This is a genomic window from Streptomyces sp. NPDC021096, from assembly GCF_040641275.1.
Taxonomy (GTDB): domain Bacteria; phylum Actinomycetota; class Actinomycetes; order Streptomycetales; family Streptomycetaceae; genus Streptomyces.
In genome coordinates this window covers 70,827-87,918 of record NZ_JBFADG010000002.1, presented here as the reverse complement: position 1 = coordinate 87,918, position 17,092 = coordinate 70,827, and the positions used below count along the sequence as shown (strand labels likewise).

The 17,092-nt window shown below is 73.3% G+C and carries 11 protein-coding genes; 2 read left to right on the top strand and 9 right to left on the bottom strand.

The window, feature by feature from the left end; translation table 11 throughout:
• Position 1 precedes the first annotated feature (1 nt).
• From AB0G59_RS04005 to AB0G59_RS03975, 7 genes are all read right to left on the bottom strand, one after another.
• Positions 2-2,923, bottom strand: coding sequence for a hypothetical protein (locus AB0G59_RS04005; RefSeq protein ID WP_360907759.1), 2,922 nt, complete (start codon positions 2,921-2,923; stop codon positions 2-4).
• Complete coding sequence (locus AB0G59_RS04000) at positions 2,920-4,725, bottom strand: peroxidase family protein (RefSeq protein WP_360907757.1); 1,806 nt, start codon at positions 4,723-4,725, stop codon at positions 2,920-2,922. The genes AB0G59_RS04005 and AB0G59_RS04000 overlap by 4 nt, the downstream gene beginning before the upstream one ends.
• On the bottom strand, positions 4,718-5,131 hold the full coding sequence (locus tag AB0G59_RS03995) for a hypothetical protein (protein ID WP_360907755.1): 414 nt from the start codon (positions 5,129-5,131) through the stop codon (positions 4,718-4,720). Before AB0G59_RS03995 ends, AB0G59_RS04000 begins: the two co-directional genes overlap by 8 nt.
• Before the next feature lie 110 nt (positions 5,132-5,241).
• Positions 5,242-6,429 (bottom strand): catalase family protein, encoded by a 1,188-nt coding sequence (locus AB0G59_RS03990; RefSeq protein ID WP_360907753.1) that lies wholly within the window; start codon positions 6,427-6,429, stop codon positions 5,242-5,244.
• On the bottom strand, positions 6,426-7,850 hold the full coding sequence (locus AB0G59_RS03985; protein WP_360907751.1) for a peroxidase: 1,425 nt from the start codon (positions 7,848-7,850) through the stop codon (positions 6,426-6,428). The genes AB0G59_RS03990 and AB0G59_RS03985 overlap by 4 nt, the downstream gene beginning before the upstream one ends.
• 11 nt (positions 7,851-7,861) lie before the next feature.
• Positions 7,862-9,142, bottom strand: coding sequence for a hypothetical protein (locus AB0G59_RS03980; protein WP_360907749.1), 1,281 nt, complete (start codon positions 9,140-9,142; stop codon positions 7,862-7,864).
• 26 nt (positions 9,143-9,168) lie between these two features.
• Positions 9,169-9,627 carry a hypothetical protein gene (locus AB0G59_RS03975; RefSeq protein ID WP_360907747.1) on the bottom strand — a complete coding sequence of 153 codons (459 nt, stop codon included), beginning with the start codon at positions 9,625-9,627 and terminating at the stop codon, positions 9,169-9,171.
• Between the two features lie 186 nt (positions 9,628-9,813).
• On the opposite strand from AB0G59_RS03975, the gene lepB reads away from it, so the two are divergent.
• The gene (gene lepB / locus AB0G59_RS03970; protein WP_360907745.1) at positions 9,814-10,542 is read left to right on the top strand and encodes a signal peptidase I; all 729 of its coding nucleotides are present in this window, start codon (positions 9,814-9,816) and stop codon (positions 10,540-10,542) included.
• 13 nt (positions 10,543-10,555) lie between these two features.
• Here lepB and AB0G59_RS03965 read toward each other — a convergent pair whose 3' ends face one another.
• Complete coding sequence (locus tag AB0G59_RS03965) at positions 10,556-11,626, bottom strand: enoyl-CoA hydratase/isomerase family protein (RefSeq protein ID WP_360907743.1); 1,071 nt, start codon at positions 11,624-11,626, stop codon at positions 10,556-10,558.
• Between the two features lie 411 nt (positions 11,627-12,037).
• Between AB0G59_RS03965 and AB0G59_RS03960 the strand changes: the two genes are divergently transcribed.
• Positions 12,038-14,635: a SpoIIE family protein phosphatase gene (locus AB0G59_RS03960; protein WP_360908602.1), complete on the top strand. Its 2,598-nt coding sequence runs from the start codon at positions 12,038-12,040 to the stop codon at positions 14,633-14,635.
• Between the two features lie 69 nt (positions 14,636-14,704).
• Here AB0G59_RS03960 and AB0G59_RS03955 read toward each other — a convergent pair whose 3' ends face one another.
• Positions 14,705-16,924: a DNA/RNA helicase domain-containing protein gene (locus tag AB0G59_RS03955; protein WP_360908600.1), complete on the bottom strand. Its 2,220-nt coding sequence runs from the start codon at positions 16,922-16,924 to the stop codon at positions 14,705-14,707.
• Positions 16,925-17,092: the final 168 nt, after the last annotated feature.

Here is a 17,092-nt window from a genome sequence, read left to right as displayed (position 1 = left end):
TCTAGACGTCCCGGCGGGGAAGGAGGCGCAGGACGCCCGCCGCCTGCTCGCCGATGTAGTGGCCGAGCTCCTGGTAGGCGTCGAACTGCTGGTGGTCGAACCACTGGTCGCTGGTGCTGTCGTGCGGGAAGACGGGATGGGAGGAGGCGTAGGCGAGGAGCTTGTACGGCATGCCGCGGGTCAGCGTCGCACGGGCCACGATCAGCTGTCCCCGCCTGCCGAGGTTGAGGCCGTCCTCCCCGATCAGGTCCTGCGGGTAGATGATGTCGCCGGTGATCACCGCTTGTGCCGCGAGCCGCTCGTTGATCCTGGCCAGGGGGTTCTCGGGCTGGAGGGGCCGGGCGCTGCCGGGGACGAGCTTCTCGGTGTCGTGGAGGATGATCTCGATGCCGAGCTCCTCGTGGGCCAGGGTGATGGCCTCGGCGAGGGTGGCGGCGAAGGGCGGGGTGTATCCGCTGGCGTCGATGCACACGGCGGTGCTGACCCGGTGGCGGAGCAGCTCGACCAGGCCGAGGTTCTCGTAGTGGCCGCCGTCGGTGGTCAGCAGGAGCCGGTCGTCCATGGGGTAGCGGCCGGTGATCTCCCGCAGGAGGTAGGACAGCCGCCGGATGGCGGGCTGCGGGGGCAGCCGCCAGTCGCTGTCGGCCTTCCACAGGGGGCCCAGGGCGGCCGGGTTGGGCAGCCAGGTGCCGAGCCTTGCGTTGGAGAGGGCGAACAGGGTCTGGAACGTCCGCGCCTGGGTTCCCATCGCGGAGGCGAACGCGGCGCCGGAGACGGCCATGGCGGACTGCACGGTGAGGTCCCGGCGGATGAGGCGTCCGGTGCGCTGCTCCAGGCTGTCCACCCGGGCGTAGCCGACGTCCGGGCCGCCGACGTAGTCGTGCGACAGGGTGAAGGAGACTGCCCGCCGGCCCGGCGGGGTGCGGTCGCTGCCGGAGAGGTTGGCGGCCGCGGCGAAGATGACCTGGGGGAAGCCGGGGTGCCGGCAGCCGTAGCGGTGCAGCGGCGTCGGCTCCTTCGTGAAGTCGTAGGGGCGCGCGACGACTTCCCCGTCCGGCTCGGTGCTCCGGCGGACGGCGAACGCGGACGCCAGGCGGAGTCGGTAGAAGGGGTGAAGGCTCATCCAGGTCTGGTCCAGGCACAGGACGATCAGGGCGAGGAGGATCGGCAGGCCGATCTGCCAGAACAGGCCCCACTGACGCCCGGTGGCGATGGCCCAGCCCAGGACGAGCAGCGAGACGACGAACAGCAGCAGCAGGACCAGCCACACGATCACGTACTGGACGAGGCCGTTGGGCACGGCCCGCGACACCTGCCCGGCCTTCCGTGAAGCGCCCAGGATGCTGCCGAAGCCCCGGCGGACGGTCTGGCGGCGGCGCCACAGGGTGGCGACCAGGACGGCCCCGTAGGTGAACAGCGCGGTGAAGCCGATGCCCGCTCCGGCCTGCGGGGCGCTCAGATCGAGCCCGGCCCGCAGTTTGACGGTCCCCCAGGCCACGCCGGGCAGGACGACGGCGACGACGGTCAGGAGCAGGGCCAGCACCACGCAGACGCGGAAGAGGGTGAGGGCCCACGTCTGCGAGCGGACCAGGGCGCCGCACCAGGTGAAGAGGAACAGCCAGACGAGCCAGCACAAGCCCCCCACGCCGAGCAGGCCGAGGATGGTCAGGAGCACCGGCTGCCGGAACGCCGGGGCCGGCGGTGGCGGGCAGTCGGAGGGGAAGAGCACCCCCGCCGAGGACAGGTAGTCCAGGTCCGTCAGCGGCACCACGTGATAGGCCCAGCTCAGGGCGAGTCCCAGCAGGAGCAGCATGGCGATGAGCAGGCCGAGGGAGGCCAGCAGCCCGCGCAGCAGGACGCCGAGGGCGGCCAGCCACTGGCCAGTGCCTTCGGCGACGTACTTCGAGTGCCGGCGCAGGTGGTCCTCTTCGGGCGAGCCGGGCTCGAAGACGTCGGCCGGCCCCGGCCGGGACGTGGCCGGGGACTTGTCGTCGGCCGCCTCGTTCAGCGCCAGTTGCAGCGCGCCCGCGGCGTAGCCGCCGCCGGAGACCGAGACGAGGTAGCGGGCCTTGCGCAGGTGGTCGCGCAGCGCCTGCAGCGCGCCCAGGGTGACGCAGGCCGAGCGGATGCCGCCGCCCGAGACGCAGAACCCCAGGGCTCCTTGTTCCCGTCCGGGCGGCACGAGGGTGCTGTTGCGCCACCGGACGCCGCCGCCGGGCGTGGGCGGCGGGGTGCGGGGGGTCTTCGGCCAGCGCTCCCCGTCCGCCCGCACCACGGGAGGCGGCGGGATCAGTTCGGGCCGTGCGGCGGTGTCCGCGGCCGGTGGCCGGTCGGGGCGCAGCCAGCGCAGTCCCGGCAGGACGGCGGCCGTGTGGATGAGGGAGCGCTTGAGGATGATGACGAGCACGACCGCCGCGGCGGGCACGGTCAGAGCCAGCAGCAGCCATTTGAGCGCCGCACAGCCCGTCGCGATCTTGAACGGCACGTCGGCGCCCGGGGTGAAGTGGCGCAGGCCGTGGGCGAGGAAGAGGTTCTCGGCCACGTCGCTCACGCCTGCGACCCCCGCGAGGATCATGCCGGTCACCGCGGCGCGACGGTGGCCGAGGCGGTGGGCGACGGTGCGGTGGGCGAGGGCGAACACCGCGATGAGGGTGAGGGTGTAGCCCGCGAGGAAGACGTAGTCGGCGTGCAGGGCCCGCTGGGCGCCGTGGAGGCGGTCGCCGACGACCTCCGCCGCCTCCTCGACGCTGCCCGCCAGCTGCAGCCGGACCACCCGGATGCCGGGCGCGCGACAGGCGTACCACGCACTGCCCACCGCGAGGGGGACGCAGGCGCCGACGGCCAGCAGGCACCCCTGCCAGGCGCGCAGGGCCCGGGGCGCGGGCGCCTCCGTCGTGTTGCCGGGAGGTGCGGGGGCGGTCATCGCGGGGGGCCGGCTGCCGTCCAGGGGGCGAACGCGTTGTCCACCGACCGCAGGGAGGAACGCAGCTCCGGGAAGTGCCGCAGCAGCACGCTGGTCATGCTGTTGTCCTCGATCCAGTCGAGGCCGGCGCGCGTGTACACCTGGGGGGTGTAGTCCTCGGTGAGGAACCGGTCGCTGTTGAGGCGGCGGGACGCCATGAGGAGGAAGATCCGGAAGGCGGTGTCGCTGAAGGCGAAGCCCGCCGGCCGGGGCTCGGCGTACATGCCCACCATGAGGTCGACGCTCTCGATGTCGTCCTGGTAGGTCCGGCGCAGTTCCTCGGCCCACTCGGGGTTGTCGGTGAGCGCGTGGAAGTCCTCGGCCGGGGCCAGGTGGAGCCGGCGTCTGAACTCGTTGTAGCGCGGCACGCCGAGCTCCCGGATCCGCAGGATGTCGACGGCTCCCAGGTCCATGAGCTTGCCGTCGGGCCGCTCGAACTCCTGGAGGAACGCCGGGTAGTTGTGCAGGGTGACCAGGCCCGGGTGCGCGGTGCCGAAGGAGTGGAAGAGGTCGGGCAGGGTGTGTTTGGTGAGGAACTCGTAGGCGCCGCGGCCCGACAGCTCCCGGAAGGTGGCCTCCTGCAGCGGGGAGCCGTCCTTGGCCGAGCGGAAGGTCCAGTGGTCGGGGATCAGGGGGTGCATCCGGTAGACGGCCACGAACTCCTCGGTGAGGGCGTACGGGACGCCGAAGTGGTCGGTGCGCCCGCCCACGATGCCGCTGAGGACCTCGCTGGTGCTGACCCGGCCGAACAGCCGGTGCACCCGCTCGCCCAGCAGGCCGAACCAGTTGGCGCGCATGCCGGTGACGGTCGTGGGGTGGCTGATGACGGCGGGGGTCCACTCGATGGTGTGGATCTTGGCGATGAGGGCGGTGTTGACCAGGCGGCCGCGCTGGAAGAGCTCCTCGTCCGACCACTGGGGGTAGTCGACGCGCAGCCGGTCGCAGATGGCGTTGTGCTCCAGGATGAACAGGATGTGCATCATGGCCAGGCCCAGCCAGAATCCGGGGATGTTCGCCGGGTCCTGTTCGGGGTTGTCGGGGAACAGCGAGCCGTTGCGGGGGACCTTGAGCCTGCCGCCCTCGCCCGTGCGCAGCAGTCGCTGTTCGGCCAGGTCGTTGCCGTAGAGCTGGGAGGCGTCCCACCAGTGCGACTTCTCGTTGAGGAACGTCGGCGGGAAGCCGTCGTCGCCGGCCGGGCGGGTGGGGTCGGGGATGGTGCGGGGGACGAGCATGGGCGGGTCGGGCCACGGGTCGTCGTCGGGGAGTTCGATGCGCCAGGGGTGGTCCATGGTGCCCTGGCCGTGGTTGACCCAGTCCCGGATCATGAACTGCAGCCAGGCGGCGACGAGGGCGTTGACGGAGGTGGCGGGGATGAACTCGTGCCGGGTCAGCAGGGCCCGGCTCACGTCGCGGGGGCTCGGGGAGAGGATCTGCGGCTCGGGCTCGGGGACCGTGTACTCCGGTGGGACGTTGCGGCCGAAGCGGGAGCGGGCCATGCCCATGCGCGGGTTCGACAGGTCGTTGTACGAGCCGTCGGCCGTGCGCTGGGTGAGGTGGCGGGCGTCCGGCGGTTCGAGGGGCGGCAGGTCGCGCGCCGGATAGGCGGTGGTGTCGTGGAGGTTGTTGCGGCGCAGGTCGTTGCGCAGGCCGATGAGGGTCAGCAGGCTGAGCGGCTTCGGCAGCCGGTGCCAGCCGACCTTGCGGTCGACGGCCAGCGCGAGCTTGTTGTGGGCGGCGACGAACCATGAGGTGGCGCTAGGCATGGTTTTCTCCTTCCGGCGCCCGGCAGGTGTGCGGCAGCCGCCGGGGCTGTCGGGCCACGAGCGTGAGGGCGACGTTGAGCGTGGAGATCGCCGTGGCGGTCAGGCCCGGCCGCGGGGCCAGCACGCCGTCCCGCCAGGCGCACGCGGCCGACAGGGCGTCGCTGGCGTGGATGAGCGTGCCGACGCTCAGCGCCCGGTCGCGCTCGTGGGCGTCCCTGAGCAGCAGTAGTTCGGCGCCCAGGACCACGGTGCGTACTCCGAACATCCGCAGGACGTGGAGCAGTGCGGGCTGGGCCGGCCCGGCCCCCAGGCTGCGGGCCATGGTCTGCGGGGCCAGCAGGGCCACCACGCCGTTGACGAGGCGGATTCCGGCCAGGCCGTATCGCGCAGCGGTGCGCGCGTCCATCGTCGGTGCCCCTTCCGGAGGGGATGGCACCCCTTCCCAAGGGGGCATTGCGTACTGAATGTGACGATATTGCATGTTCCGGTGATGCGCGCGATGAGCCCCGGCCGGGCTCAGGGCCCCGCGCCGGGGACGTCGTCGCTGGGGTCGGTGTGCGGCGTGGCGTTCATGGACTGTCTGAGCCGGGAGAGCTGCAGGTAGACGGCGCGGCGGGCGCGGTTCTGGTTGCCCAGCGGCCGGTGCGCGGGCAGGGCGTGCCAGGGGTTGAAGGAGAGGCGGTCGGCGAGGGCGAACTGCGCCGACGCGTCGACGTCCTGCCGGGGCAGCCGCAGGGTGGCGACCGGGACGAAGGGGGAGAGCCGTTCGGGCCAGACGACGGAGGCGTTCTCGACCGGCATCCGGTGCGGGTCGGTCTGCAGCTGGACGAGGAAGTCGAAGACGACGTCGCCCTCGCGCAGGGTCGCGGTCAGGGCCCGGCGCAGGTAGTCGTCGGGCGGGTGCCACGGCGCCCGGCCGCGCGCCGCGTCGCGCGGGACCAGGGAGTACTGCATGGCCTGGCCCTCGCCGAGCAGGTACGGGGTGCAGCTCCAGTACCGGGTCCGCAGGGGGCTGGCGTGGGTCCGGGCGTACAGGCCCTGCATGACCAGGTCGCACAGGTGGGGGCGGCGGGGGTCGAGGAAGTACAGCAGGGGTGTGCCGGCGTAGACGTGCTGCTGCAGCGCGAGGTTCTCGACGACGTTCGGGGTGGTGAAGGTGGGGGCGCTGATGCCGGTGAAGTCCTGGGTGGCCCGCTCGTCGTCGAGCAGGGTGCCGCCTTCGACGCCGAGGAGTTTGACGCCGATGCTGAGGATCCCGTTGTCCTCGATGTCGGGTGGGGCGAGGGGGCCGGGGCCGGCGAAGCGGACCCAGGCGCGGTAGGTGGCGGGGTGGGCGAACACGCCGTGGCGCAGCCGCCCGGGCAGGTCGCCGAGGACGGTGAACTCCCCCGCCACGACGCCGTAGGTCTTGGTGTTGCCGGCACGCTCGACGCTCCCGGGCGCGTATTCGCGGGCGATGAAGCGGGCCATCTGCCGGGTGATGGCCTCGGCGGTGCCCGCCTCCCCCGGCAGTGCCTTCTCCTCGGCGGGCCGCAGGTGTTCGTCGCGGCGGCGGACGTTGACGCACCACTGGGTCAGGGCCTGCAGGGGTGGCCGCAGGAGGCGGTCCAGCAGCGGCCGGACGTAGGGGTCCACGCGCCGTTCGAGGCGGACGCACCGCAGGAGGGCGTCGTTGAGGGCCCGCAGCGCCCGTTGCCCGGTCATCTTCGCCCACCCGCCGGTTCGGCCGCGCAGAGGTAGCGCAGTGCCCGCAGCCCGGGGAGGAAGAAGTAGGCGCCGCCCTGTACGGAGACGAACTGCGGCAGGTCCAGGTGGCGGGTGCGCAGGGGGCGCGCCTGCTCGGTGAAGGTCGAGCGGTGGTCGTTCCGTGGGGCGACGAGCGGGTCGGGGGCGTCGTGGAGGCCGTTGAAGTTGGGGTTGTTCAGCCAGGTGTGCTGGATGAACTCGAACTGGCGGGAGATGTTCGCGTTGATGCAGAGGAAGTGCAGTCCGCTCTCCCCGTCGCCGGACGGCCGGGCCTGGAGTTGCGGTCCGTAGGCGCGGCCGCGGCGCAGGATGCGGTGGCGTCTGCCGATGGCGACGGAGTCGGCCGAGCCGGGCCTGGGGTCCAGGGAGTCGCGGGGGTGGGCGCGGCGGATGTGGGCGCCGAGGGGGCAGCGCAGGCCGTCGGGGTCGGTCGCGAAGTAGCCGAAGTCGTTGTCCGTGGCGAGGCGGGGGTCGTCCCGCCGCGGGGCGTGGACCAGGGGCGCCCCGCTGGGCCAGCGGCCCACCATGCGGGCGGCGAGCGCTTCGCGGGCGGCGGCGTCGGGGGTGCCGTCGGGCCGGCGCGTCACGGCGTCGAGGTGGCTCCAGAACCCCTCGACGTCCTGGTGGAGCTGGCGGAAGACCAGGTAGCTGCCGTTGCGTCCGAGGTCGGCGCCGTCGGACGCGCGGGGCAGCAGGCCGGCGGGGTCGTCCCGGTCCGGCAGCACGGGCCGGTCGGTCAGCAGTCCGTACTCGTTGGGGTAGCCGAGCAGGAACTCGCCGGCCTTGACGACGTCGCCGGTGGCCGCTCCCCCCTCGCGAGCGGCCACGGCCCGGGACGTCCTGGGCAGCCCCTCGATGAGCGGCTGGGAGATGCCGTCCCGGAATCCGAAGGGTTCGCGGTCGGTGAGCGCGGCGGTCGTCAGCCGTACGACGTCGGTGAGGCCGCCGGTGGTCAGGAGGTCCTGGCGCAGCTCCGCCTCGAGCCGGCCGAGCCGCTCCTCGTCCCGGGCGTAGAGCATGACCAGGACGTGGACGGGCGGGGTGGCCGGGCCGCCCCACCGCCAGTGGGCGGGGGCGTTCTCCCCGACGTCGCCGAGGAGGCGGCTGCGGTTGGGGTCGGTCATTCCGGAGACGAACTCGTCGGGGAAGCCGTCGAGGTCCGCAGGGAGCGGGCCCAGGTGGCGCAGGCCGTCGGCGGTGACGGCGAGGTTGACCGCGGTGTCCGGGGGCTCGGCGGCGGCGTCGGTCACCCGTGGCGCCACCCGGCCCAGGGCGGCGCGCGCGGCCGCCGGTTCGGTGACGGCGAGCATCAGGAAGCAGGCCGACTTCAGGGTGCTGTAGCCACGGGCGACGATGCCCTGGATGTCGTCGAGTTCCACGGCGGGGTCCTTCACAGCAGGGCGAGCCAGGCCTCGGTTCCGGCCGGGCCGAGATCGGCGAACAGGCCGGCGCGGATGCGGGCGTTGGTCTCGATGTTGTGGGTGGTCATGTCGTCGTAGGCGGAGTACCACACCTGGGTGGGCAGCTGGTGGCAGCGCAGGTACCGCTTGAAGGCGAGCTCGTCCTTTGCGCCGTCCCGCACCAGCCACCGGGTGCGGGGGTAGCCCTGGCCGTTGCTGAAGACGGCGTTGAGGCCCCAGGCGACCTTGTCGATGAAGTCGTCCATGTAGCTCTCGAGGCTGCCGTCGTAGTTGCTGGCGAACAGCACGCGTCGTTTGCCGTCGATGAAGAGCCAGCGGGCGAAGTGAATGGTCTTGACGCCGGCGAGGTCGCCCCGCTTGAAGAAGTGGCGGACGCCGTAGTCCACGACGAAGAGGGTGGCGGTCAGGGTGACCCGCCGGAAGCGGCCGGGCTTGACCTGCCCGACGGCGGTGAAGGGGTTCTGGGTGACGTGGTCCTCGTAGGTGGCCAGTTCGCGCACGTGGTCGCGGTGGGGGCGGGCCCGGCTGGGGACGTCGCGGCGCTCGTGCCACCTCAGCAGCGCGGCCCACAGCGGCAGGGTGACGACGAGGAGCGGAAGGAAGAACAGGGCGGCCAGGGGGACGGCCACGAGGTGCGCCGTCTGCCGTGCCCGCCATCGGCGGTCGGGCGGCGCCGGGGGCGTACGCGCCCAGGCCAGGTCCTGGCGCCCGCAGACGTACCGGCGGATCGCGGCGTGGATGCGCTGCGGGCTCTCCTTCGCCAGGGCCGCGCCTTCGTGGTCGAGGAACTCCTCGATGGCTTCGTGCAGCTCCGCTTCCCGCAGGATCTGCCGGCGACCCCTGCCGACGGTGTTGACGTAGAAGGCCGCGCAGGGGACGCGGTGCGAGGTCAGCCAGGCGATCCGGTCGGCGTCCGGGGCGGAGACCGGCGGATAGCCGGCGCAGTGCCCGAAGACCTTCTCCAGTCCCTGGCCGGCCGCGCGGACGAGGGCGGTGAGGTGGGCGTCCAGCGGCGCGTCCACCTCGCTCATGTAGACGATGCTCGCCGGCATCCTCGCCCGTGCGGCGCCGGTGCCGGGCCCTTCGGGGACGAGGACCAGCCGTGCGAAGTGGGTTCCCGCCACGTCGGCGAAGGGGAAGAGCTCGCCTGCGGTCCCTTTGCGGTGCGCCTCGCTCAGCACGTGGCGCACCTCCTCGACGTGGGCTGCGGGCAGGGCGGCCCGGATGGTGACTGCCAGCTGGTGCGGCATGTCCGGCACCTCCAGGAGCGCTTCGGCTAGGTGCGGGGGGCGGGGAAGCGCAGGGCGAAGTTGAGGACTTTGCGCCGTCCCCAGTAGACGACGCCGAGATACAGGCCGGGGCCGACGCTGCGGATCTCGTCGTGTATCCGGTGTGCGAGGAGCGAGGTGCGGGAGTAGTCCAGCACGGTGCATTCGTCGCCGTCGGACCAGCTTCCGTTGCGGTAGACCTTCGCCCGGATCGCCCGGACCCGCAAAGGCGTGACCCGGTTGCGCAGTTCGCCGCGCTCCGGCTCGAACACCTTGCCCTGCCAGGCGAGGAGGTGCGCGAGGCGGGCCACGGCCGTGGACAGCCGTGCGCCGCGGGCCAGGAGCACCGTGCCGGCCCCTTCGCCCGTGGGGATCTCTCCCGCGGGGCTGGTGCGGAAGAGCCGGTCGAGCTCGGGCCGCGACATGGTCAGCAGCCTGCGGACGTCCGCCCCCGTGGCGTGGCTCATGGCACACCTCCGTGGCGCAGTGTCGGCACACGTGCGACACCACCATCGTATTTCGGGTGCCCTCCCCCGGCATCTCCGGCAGGCGTCCGCGGGCGTGGGAGGCGTGCGGGAACTCCCGTGCGTTGTGGGAGTGGTAGGCCCGCACCGTGAGGGGAAGCGGGCTACGGCACGCGTGGAGGAGTGGGTATGAGTGACGTGGCGACCGCCGAGCGGGCCGAGGCGGGCGGGAGGGCCAGGAGGCAGCGTCCGTTCTGGAAGGAGTTGCCCCTCCTCATCGGCATCGCCCTCGTCATCGCCCTGCTCATCAAGACCTTTCTGGTGCAGGCGTTCTCGATCCCCTCGGACTCGATGCAGAACACGCTGCAGCGGGGCGACCGCGTGCTGGTCGACAAGCTGACGCCGCGCTTCGGCTCCAAGCCCGAGCGCGGCGAAGTGGTCGTCTTCCGCGACCCCGACGACTGGCTGAAGGACGAGCCCACGGCGAAGCCGAACCCGGTGCAGAAGGTGCTCGGCTTCGTCGGGCTCATGCCGTCCGCCGAGGAGAAGGACCTCATCAAGCGGGTCGTGGCGGTCGCCGGCGACACGGTCGAGTGCAAGGGCACGGGCCCGCTGAAGGTCAACGGCAAGGAGCTCGACGAGCCGTACGTCTTCCAGGGCAACACCCCGTGCACCGTCGACGACCAGGGCGGCCAGTTCCGGGTCACCGTGCCCGAGGGCAAGTTGTGGGTCATGGGCGACCACCGGCAGAACTCGGCGGACTCCCGCTACCACCAGCAGGACAAGAACCAGGGCTTCGTACCGGTCGGCAACGTCGTGGGCCGCGCCTTCGTCGTCGCCTGGCCGCTCACCCGCTGGAACACGCTGCCCGTCCCGGACACCTTCGGGCAGCCCGGCATCAAGGGCGCCAGGCCCTGACGCCGGCACGCGGTCAGCGGGGGACCCCGCCAAGGGGCGCGGCCGGGGCGAGGGAGAGTGCGGGTGCGCCGGGCGGGGCGAAGAAACGGGCCACGTCCTCCTCGGTGACCTCCGCGAGCGTCGCCGGGGACCAGCGCGGGGACCGGTCCTTGTCGATCACCTGGGCGCGGATGCCCTCCACCAGGTCGGGGGCGGACAGCGCCGCGCAGGAGACGCGGTACTCCTGCTCCAGCACGCGCTCCAGACTGCCGAGCCGCCGGGCCCGGCGCAGGGCGGCCAGGGTGACCTTGAGGGCGGTGGGCGACTTGGCGAGGATCGCCTCCGCCGCCTCCTTGGCGGCGGGCACGCCGCTGTCGAGGAGCCGGTCCACGACCTCCTCCACGGTGCCGGCGGCGTAGCAGCGGTCGATCCACTCCCGGTCGGCGGCCAGCCCGCCGGCCGGCGCGGGGCGCACATGGCGGTCCAGGGCGTCGGCCACCTCCTCGCGGGTGAGGTCGTCCAGGAGCGCGGGCAGCGAGGCGGCCGCCACGAAGTGGTCGGCCAGCCCGCACAGCAGGGCGTCGCCGGGGCCCACGGAGGCGGCGGTGAGCGCCAGGTGGGTGCCCAGTTCCCCGGGGGCGAGGGCGAGCAGGTGGGTGCCGCCGACGTCCGGGACGAAGCCAATGCCGGTCTCGGGCATGGCGACGCGGGAGCGCTCGGTGACGATCCGTACGCTTCCGTGGGCCGAGACGCCGACGCCCCCGCCCATCACGATGCCGTCCATGACGGCGACGTACGGCTTGCGGTAGCGGGCGATACGGGCGTTGAGCCGGTACTCGTCGCGCCAGAACGCCGCCGACGCGGCGCCGCCGCCCGAGGAGGCGTCCCGGTGGATGGAGCGGATGTCGCCGCCCGCGCACAGTCCCCGCCCGCCCGCGCCGTCGATCACGACGGTCCGTACGGCCGGGTCGTGCTCCCAGGCGGCCAGCGCCTCGTCGATGCGGCGCACCATGGCGTGGTCGAGGGCGTTGAGGGCCCCCGGCCGGTTGAGCGTGATGCGGCCGGCGTGGCCTTCGGTGCGCAGGAGTACGGACTCGTCGGTCACCGGGGGTCTCCCGCCGGCTCTGGGGCCACGATGAGGCGCATGTTCTCGTTCGTTCCTTCCCGGTTCCGGTGGTCGCGAAGACCGCGGGCGGTCTTCCCGGTGCCATGTTCCCCGATGCCCGTCGGGAGGCCGCAGGACGGGGCCGTACCGAGCCTTGGCCAAGGCTCCGGGGGTGGGATCCGGCCGCGAATCGTGGGCCCGGTGTGGCGCGTACCGTTCGCGCCGCCGCAAGGGGCGGGGTAGACATGGGGTATGGCCCGAAACCGGGGCCGCTCCCGGGGGCCCTCGGGCCGCTGGTTCGCCGGTCGGCGCCCGGGCAGTCGGCGTGAGCGGCGACAGCGCGATGGCTCGCGCCTGCCGTGGTTGCGGCGCCTGTCGCCGGTGACGAGCATCCGCAGCGTCGCCGGCCAGATGTTCATCCTGCAGGTGCTGATCGTGCTGGTGCTCGTCGTGGCCGCCGGCACCGCGCTGGTGCTGCAGGCGCGCAGCGACCGCTTCCAGGCGGCGCGCGACCGCTCCCTCGCCGCGGCCGAGGCGTTCTCCCACTCACCCGGCCTGGTGGACGCGATGCGCGGGCCCGATCCGGCCAAGGTGCTCCAGCCGGCGGCCGAGGCCACGCGCAAACAGGGCGGCGTGGACTTCCTCGTCGTGATGAACCGCGACGGCATCCGCTACTCCCACCCCGACCCGACGGAGATCGGCAAGAAGTTCGTCGGCACCATCGAGCCGTCGCTCAGCGGCCATGTCACCGTCGAGGAGGTCAGCGGCCCGCTGGGCGAGGAACTGCAGGTCGTGGTCCCGGTGACGGACGCCAACGGCAAGGTCGTCGGCATGGTCTCCTCGGGCCTGAAGATCAGCTCCGTGAGCAGCGCGGTGGACCAGCAGCTGCCCGTCGTCGTCGGGGCCGGCGCCGCGGCCCTCGCCCTGGCCACGGCCGGCACGGCGCTGGTCACGCGGCGGCTGAAGCGCCAGACCCACGGCCTGGGGCCGGTCGAGATGACCCAGATGTACGAGCACCACGACGCGGTGCTGCACGCGGTGCGCGAGGGCGTGGTCATCGTCGGCGGCGACGGGCGGCTGCTGCTCGCCAACGACGAGGCGCGCCGGCTGCTGGACCTGCCGCCGGACGGGGAGGGGCGCCTCGTCGCCGAACTCGGCCTCGACCCCCGGATGGCCGAACTGCTGGCGTCGCGTCGTGTGGCCACCGACGAGGTGATCCCCGTCGGCGAGCGGCTGCTCGCGGTGAACAACCGGCCCACCGACCGCCGGGGCGGGCCGCCCGGCAGCGTGGCCACGCTGCGTGACTCCACCGAGCTGCGCGCCCTCGCCGGGCGGGCCGAGGTCGCCCGCGGCCGCCTGCGGCTGCTGTACGACGCGAGCGTGGCCATCGGCACGACCCTCGACGTCCAGCGCACGGCCGAGGAGCTCGCCGAGGTGGCCTCCCCCCGCTTCGCCGACTACGTCTCCATCGACCTCGCCGAGCCCGTCCTGCGCGGCGAGGAGCCGCGGGGCGGGGTGGGCAGCGAGGCGCCCGAGCTGCGCCGCGTGGCGCTCAGCGGCATCCGGGACGACCATCCCCTGTACCGGGCGGGCGAGGTGCACCGGTTCGCCGCGCCCACCCCGCAGGCCCAGGGCTTCGTCAGCGGGCAGGCCGTGCGCGTACCCGATCTGCAGGCCTCCTCCGGCTGGCGCACCCAGGACACCGAGCGCACCCAGGCCATCATCGACTTCGGCTTCCACTCCCTGATCACCGTGCCGCTCAAGGCGCGGGGCGTCCTGATGGGGATCGTCAACTTCTGGCGGTCGGAGGGCAGCAACACCTTCGAGGAGGACGACCTGTCCCTGGCCGAGGAGCTGGCGGCCCGGGCCGCGGTGTCCATCGACAACGCGCGGCGCTTCACCCGCGAGCACGCGATGGCGGTGACCCTGCAGCACAGCCTGCTGCCGCGCGGTCTGCCCGAGCAGGACGCCCTCGACATCGCCTACCGCTATCTGCCCGCCCAGGCGGGGGTGGGGGGCGACTGGTTCGACGTCATCCCGCTGCCGGGGGCACGCGTCGCCCTGGTCGTCGGCGACGTGGTCGGTCACGGTCTGCACGCCGCCGCCACGATGGGCCGGCTGCGCACGGCCGTGCAGAACTTCTCCACCCTCGACCTGCCGCCGGACGAGCTGCTCGGGCACCTCGACGAACTGGTCGGCCGCATCGACCAGGAGGCGGACGCGGCGAACGAGGAGGCCACGATCGCGGGCGCCACGTGCCTGTACGCGATCTACGACCCGTCCTCCGGGATCTGCAGCCTGGCCCGGGCCGGCCATCCCCTGCCGGCGCTCGTGCACCCCGACGGCACGGTGGAGTTCCCCGAGCTGCCCGCCGGGCCGCCGCTCGGGCTGGGCGGCCTGCCCTTCGAGGCCGCGGAGCTGCGGCTGCCCGAGGGCAGCAGCCTCGTGCTGTTCACCGACGGCCTCATCGAGGACCGCCGGCGGGACATCGACGTCGGGCTGCAGATCCTGCGCGACACCCTCTCCCAGGCCGGCCGGAGCCCTCACGAGACCTGCGAGGCGGTCCTCCAGGCGCTGCTGCCGGCCCGTCAGAGCGACGACATCGCCCTGCTCGTGGCCCGCACCCGGATGCTGGCGGACGAGCAGATCGCCGAGTGGGAGCTGCCCTCGGACCCGTCGGTCGTGGCCGGGGCGCGCGCCGACATCACCGAGCAGCTGGCGCGGTGGGGCCTGGAGGAGGCGGTGTTCACCACCGAGCTGGTCCTCAGCGAGCTGATCACCAACGCCATCCGCCACGCCTCCGGGCCGATCCGCGTCCGGCTGCTGCGGGACCGCTCCCTGATCTGCGAGGTGTCCGACACCAGCAGCACCTCACCGCACCTGCGCTACGCGGCCGACGAGGACGAGGGCGGCCGCGGGCTGTTCCTGGTCGCCCAGCTCGCCGAGCGCTGGGGCACCCGCTACACCCCCGAGGGAAAGGTCATCTGGGCCGAGCAGCCCCTGGCCTGAGGGGTACGCGCGCGCCCGTGGCCCACGGGCCCGGGGCGCCGCGCCCGTGCGCGGCGCCCCGGCGCGCGGTCACGGGCGGGACGCGGCGGTGTCCGGTGCCGCGAGCCCGTGCAGCCCCGCCGGCAGGGGGCCCGTGTGGACGACGCCCAGCCGCTGGGTGGCCCGGGTGAGCGCGACGTACAGATCGCTCACCCCGAACTCCCGCGGTTCCGCCACGATCACCGTGTCGAATTCCAGCCCCTTGGCCTGGCGGGGATCGAGCAGGACGACCGGGCTCGTCAGGTCCGGGGAGGCACCGGTGGAGGCGGCCGGGACGGCGGCGGACAGGGCGGCGTGCAGGGGGCGGGGGGCGATCACCGCGATACGGCCCTCCTCCCGGCGCTCCCGGTCCACGGCGTCGGCGACCGCGCGGGGCAGGTCGTCGGCGTGCCGCGCCCAGGGCCGTATGCCGGTGGAGCGGATGGACCGCGGCGGCTCGAACGAGGGGTCCGCGCACCGGATCACCTCTGCCGCCACCTCCATGATCTCGGCGGGTGTGCGGTAGTTGACGCCGAGCCTGACGTGTTCCCAGCGGTCGTCGACGTACGGCGTGAGGATCGTCTCCCACGAGCCGCAGCCGCCGGGCTCGGCGGTCTGCGCCGGGTCGCCGACCAGGGTCAGCGAGCGGGTCGGGCAACGGCGCATCAGCAGCCGCCACGCCATCGCGGACAGCTCCTGCGCCTCGTCCACGATGATGTGGCCGAACGCCCAGGTGCGGTCGGCGGCGGCGCGCTCGGCGGCGCTGCGGTGGTCGGCCTCCTCGTGCCGGTCGGCGAGCCGTTCGGCGTCGACCAGGTCGTGGGCGCCCAGCACCTCCGAGTCCTCGTCGTCGCGGTCCTCGAACTCCTGGGTGCGGGAGCCGTAGGACAGGTCGAGGACGCCCTGCGCGTAGGCGATGCGCCGCTGGCGCTCGGCCTCGGCGGCGGCGCGGGCCGCCGAGTCGTCCTCGCCGAGCAGCTCGGCCGCCTCGTCGAGCAGCGGGACGTCCGCGGGCGTCCAGCCGTCCTGGTCCGCCGGACGGCGGACGGCCCGCGCGTCGGCGTCGGGGAGGTGGACGGGGTCGGCGAGGAAGTCGGCGACCAGCTGCTGCGGGGTGAGGGCGGGCCACAGCTCCTCGATGGCGGCGTGCACCTCGCGGCTGGCGGCGACCCCCTTGCCGAGCTGGGCGATGTCGTCCGGGCCGAGGAGGTTCGGGCCGCCGTACGGGTCGGCGCCGATGCGGTCGGCCAGCTGGGCGGTGAGCGCGTCGATGACCCGGAACGCGAAGTACGGCCGGGCGAGGTTGTGCGGCAGCGCGGTCTCGCGGGCGTGGCGCCGGGCCTCCCGTGCCATGTCCGCGTCCAGCCGCAGCTCGCCGTCCTCGTGGTCGATGACGAGGACGGGGTCGGGCAGGCGCTGCCGGTCGGCCACGTAGCGGGCCAGGGCATCGGCCATCGCGGCACCGCCCTTGACCTCGGCGGCCGCGGGGGTGTCGGTCGCGGTCGCGCTCACTCCGGGGAAGAGCTCGCCGGGGGTGGCGAGCAGGACCCCGGTCTCGCCGAGCGAGGGCAGCACCTCTCCGATGTAGCCGAGGAACGCCGGGTTGGGCCCGACGATCAGCACGGCGCGGCGGGCCAGCTGCTCCCGGTGCGCGTACAGCAGATAGGCGGCGCGGTGCAGCGCGACGACCGTCTTCCCGGTGCCCGGGCCGCCCTCGACGACGAGGACGCCGCGGTGCGGGGCACGGATGATGCGGTCCTGCTCGGCCTGGATGGTCTGCACGATGTCGTGCATGCGGCCGGTGCGCGCGGCGTCCAGCGCGGCGAGGAGGACGGCGTCCGCGTCGCTGCTCTCATGGCCGGTGCGCAGGCTGTCGGTGAGGTCCAGGATCTCGTCGTGCAGGGCGGTGACCCGGTCCCCGTCGGTGGTGATGTGCCGCCTGCGGCGCAGCCCCATCGGGGTGTGCCCGGTGGCGAGGTAGAAGGGGCGCGCGACCTCGGCCCGCCAGTCGACGACGAGCGGGGTGTGGTCCTCGTCGTCGCGCCGGATACCGATGCGGCCGATGTGGTGGTCGCGACCGTCGCGGAACGCGAGCCGTCCGAAACACAGCCCGTTCTCCCCCGCGTTGAAGGCGGCCAGCAGCCCGGACTGCTCGGCCACCAGCACATCGCGCTCCAGCCGCGCCTGGAAGGTGCTCGCGCCCTGCGCGAGCGCGCCCCGCACGGCGGCCTCGGCCCCGTCCCGCAGCTCGGCGAGGCGCCCGTAGAGCATATGGATGAATTCCTGCTCCTGCCGCAATTCCTCGTTTGACAATGTGACTCCCGCCCGGATAAGATGGCCTCATAAAGCTTCTCCATGCCCCGGGTTCGTGAAGGCATGGAAATCCCCAATATACGCAGAGAAATACCCCGGCCGTCAAACGGTCCGGGGTATTTCTTT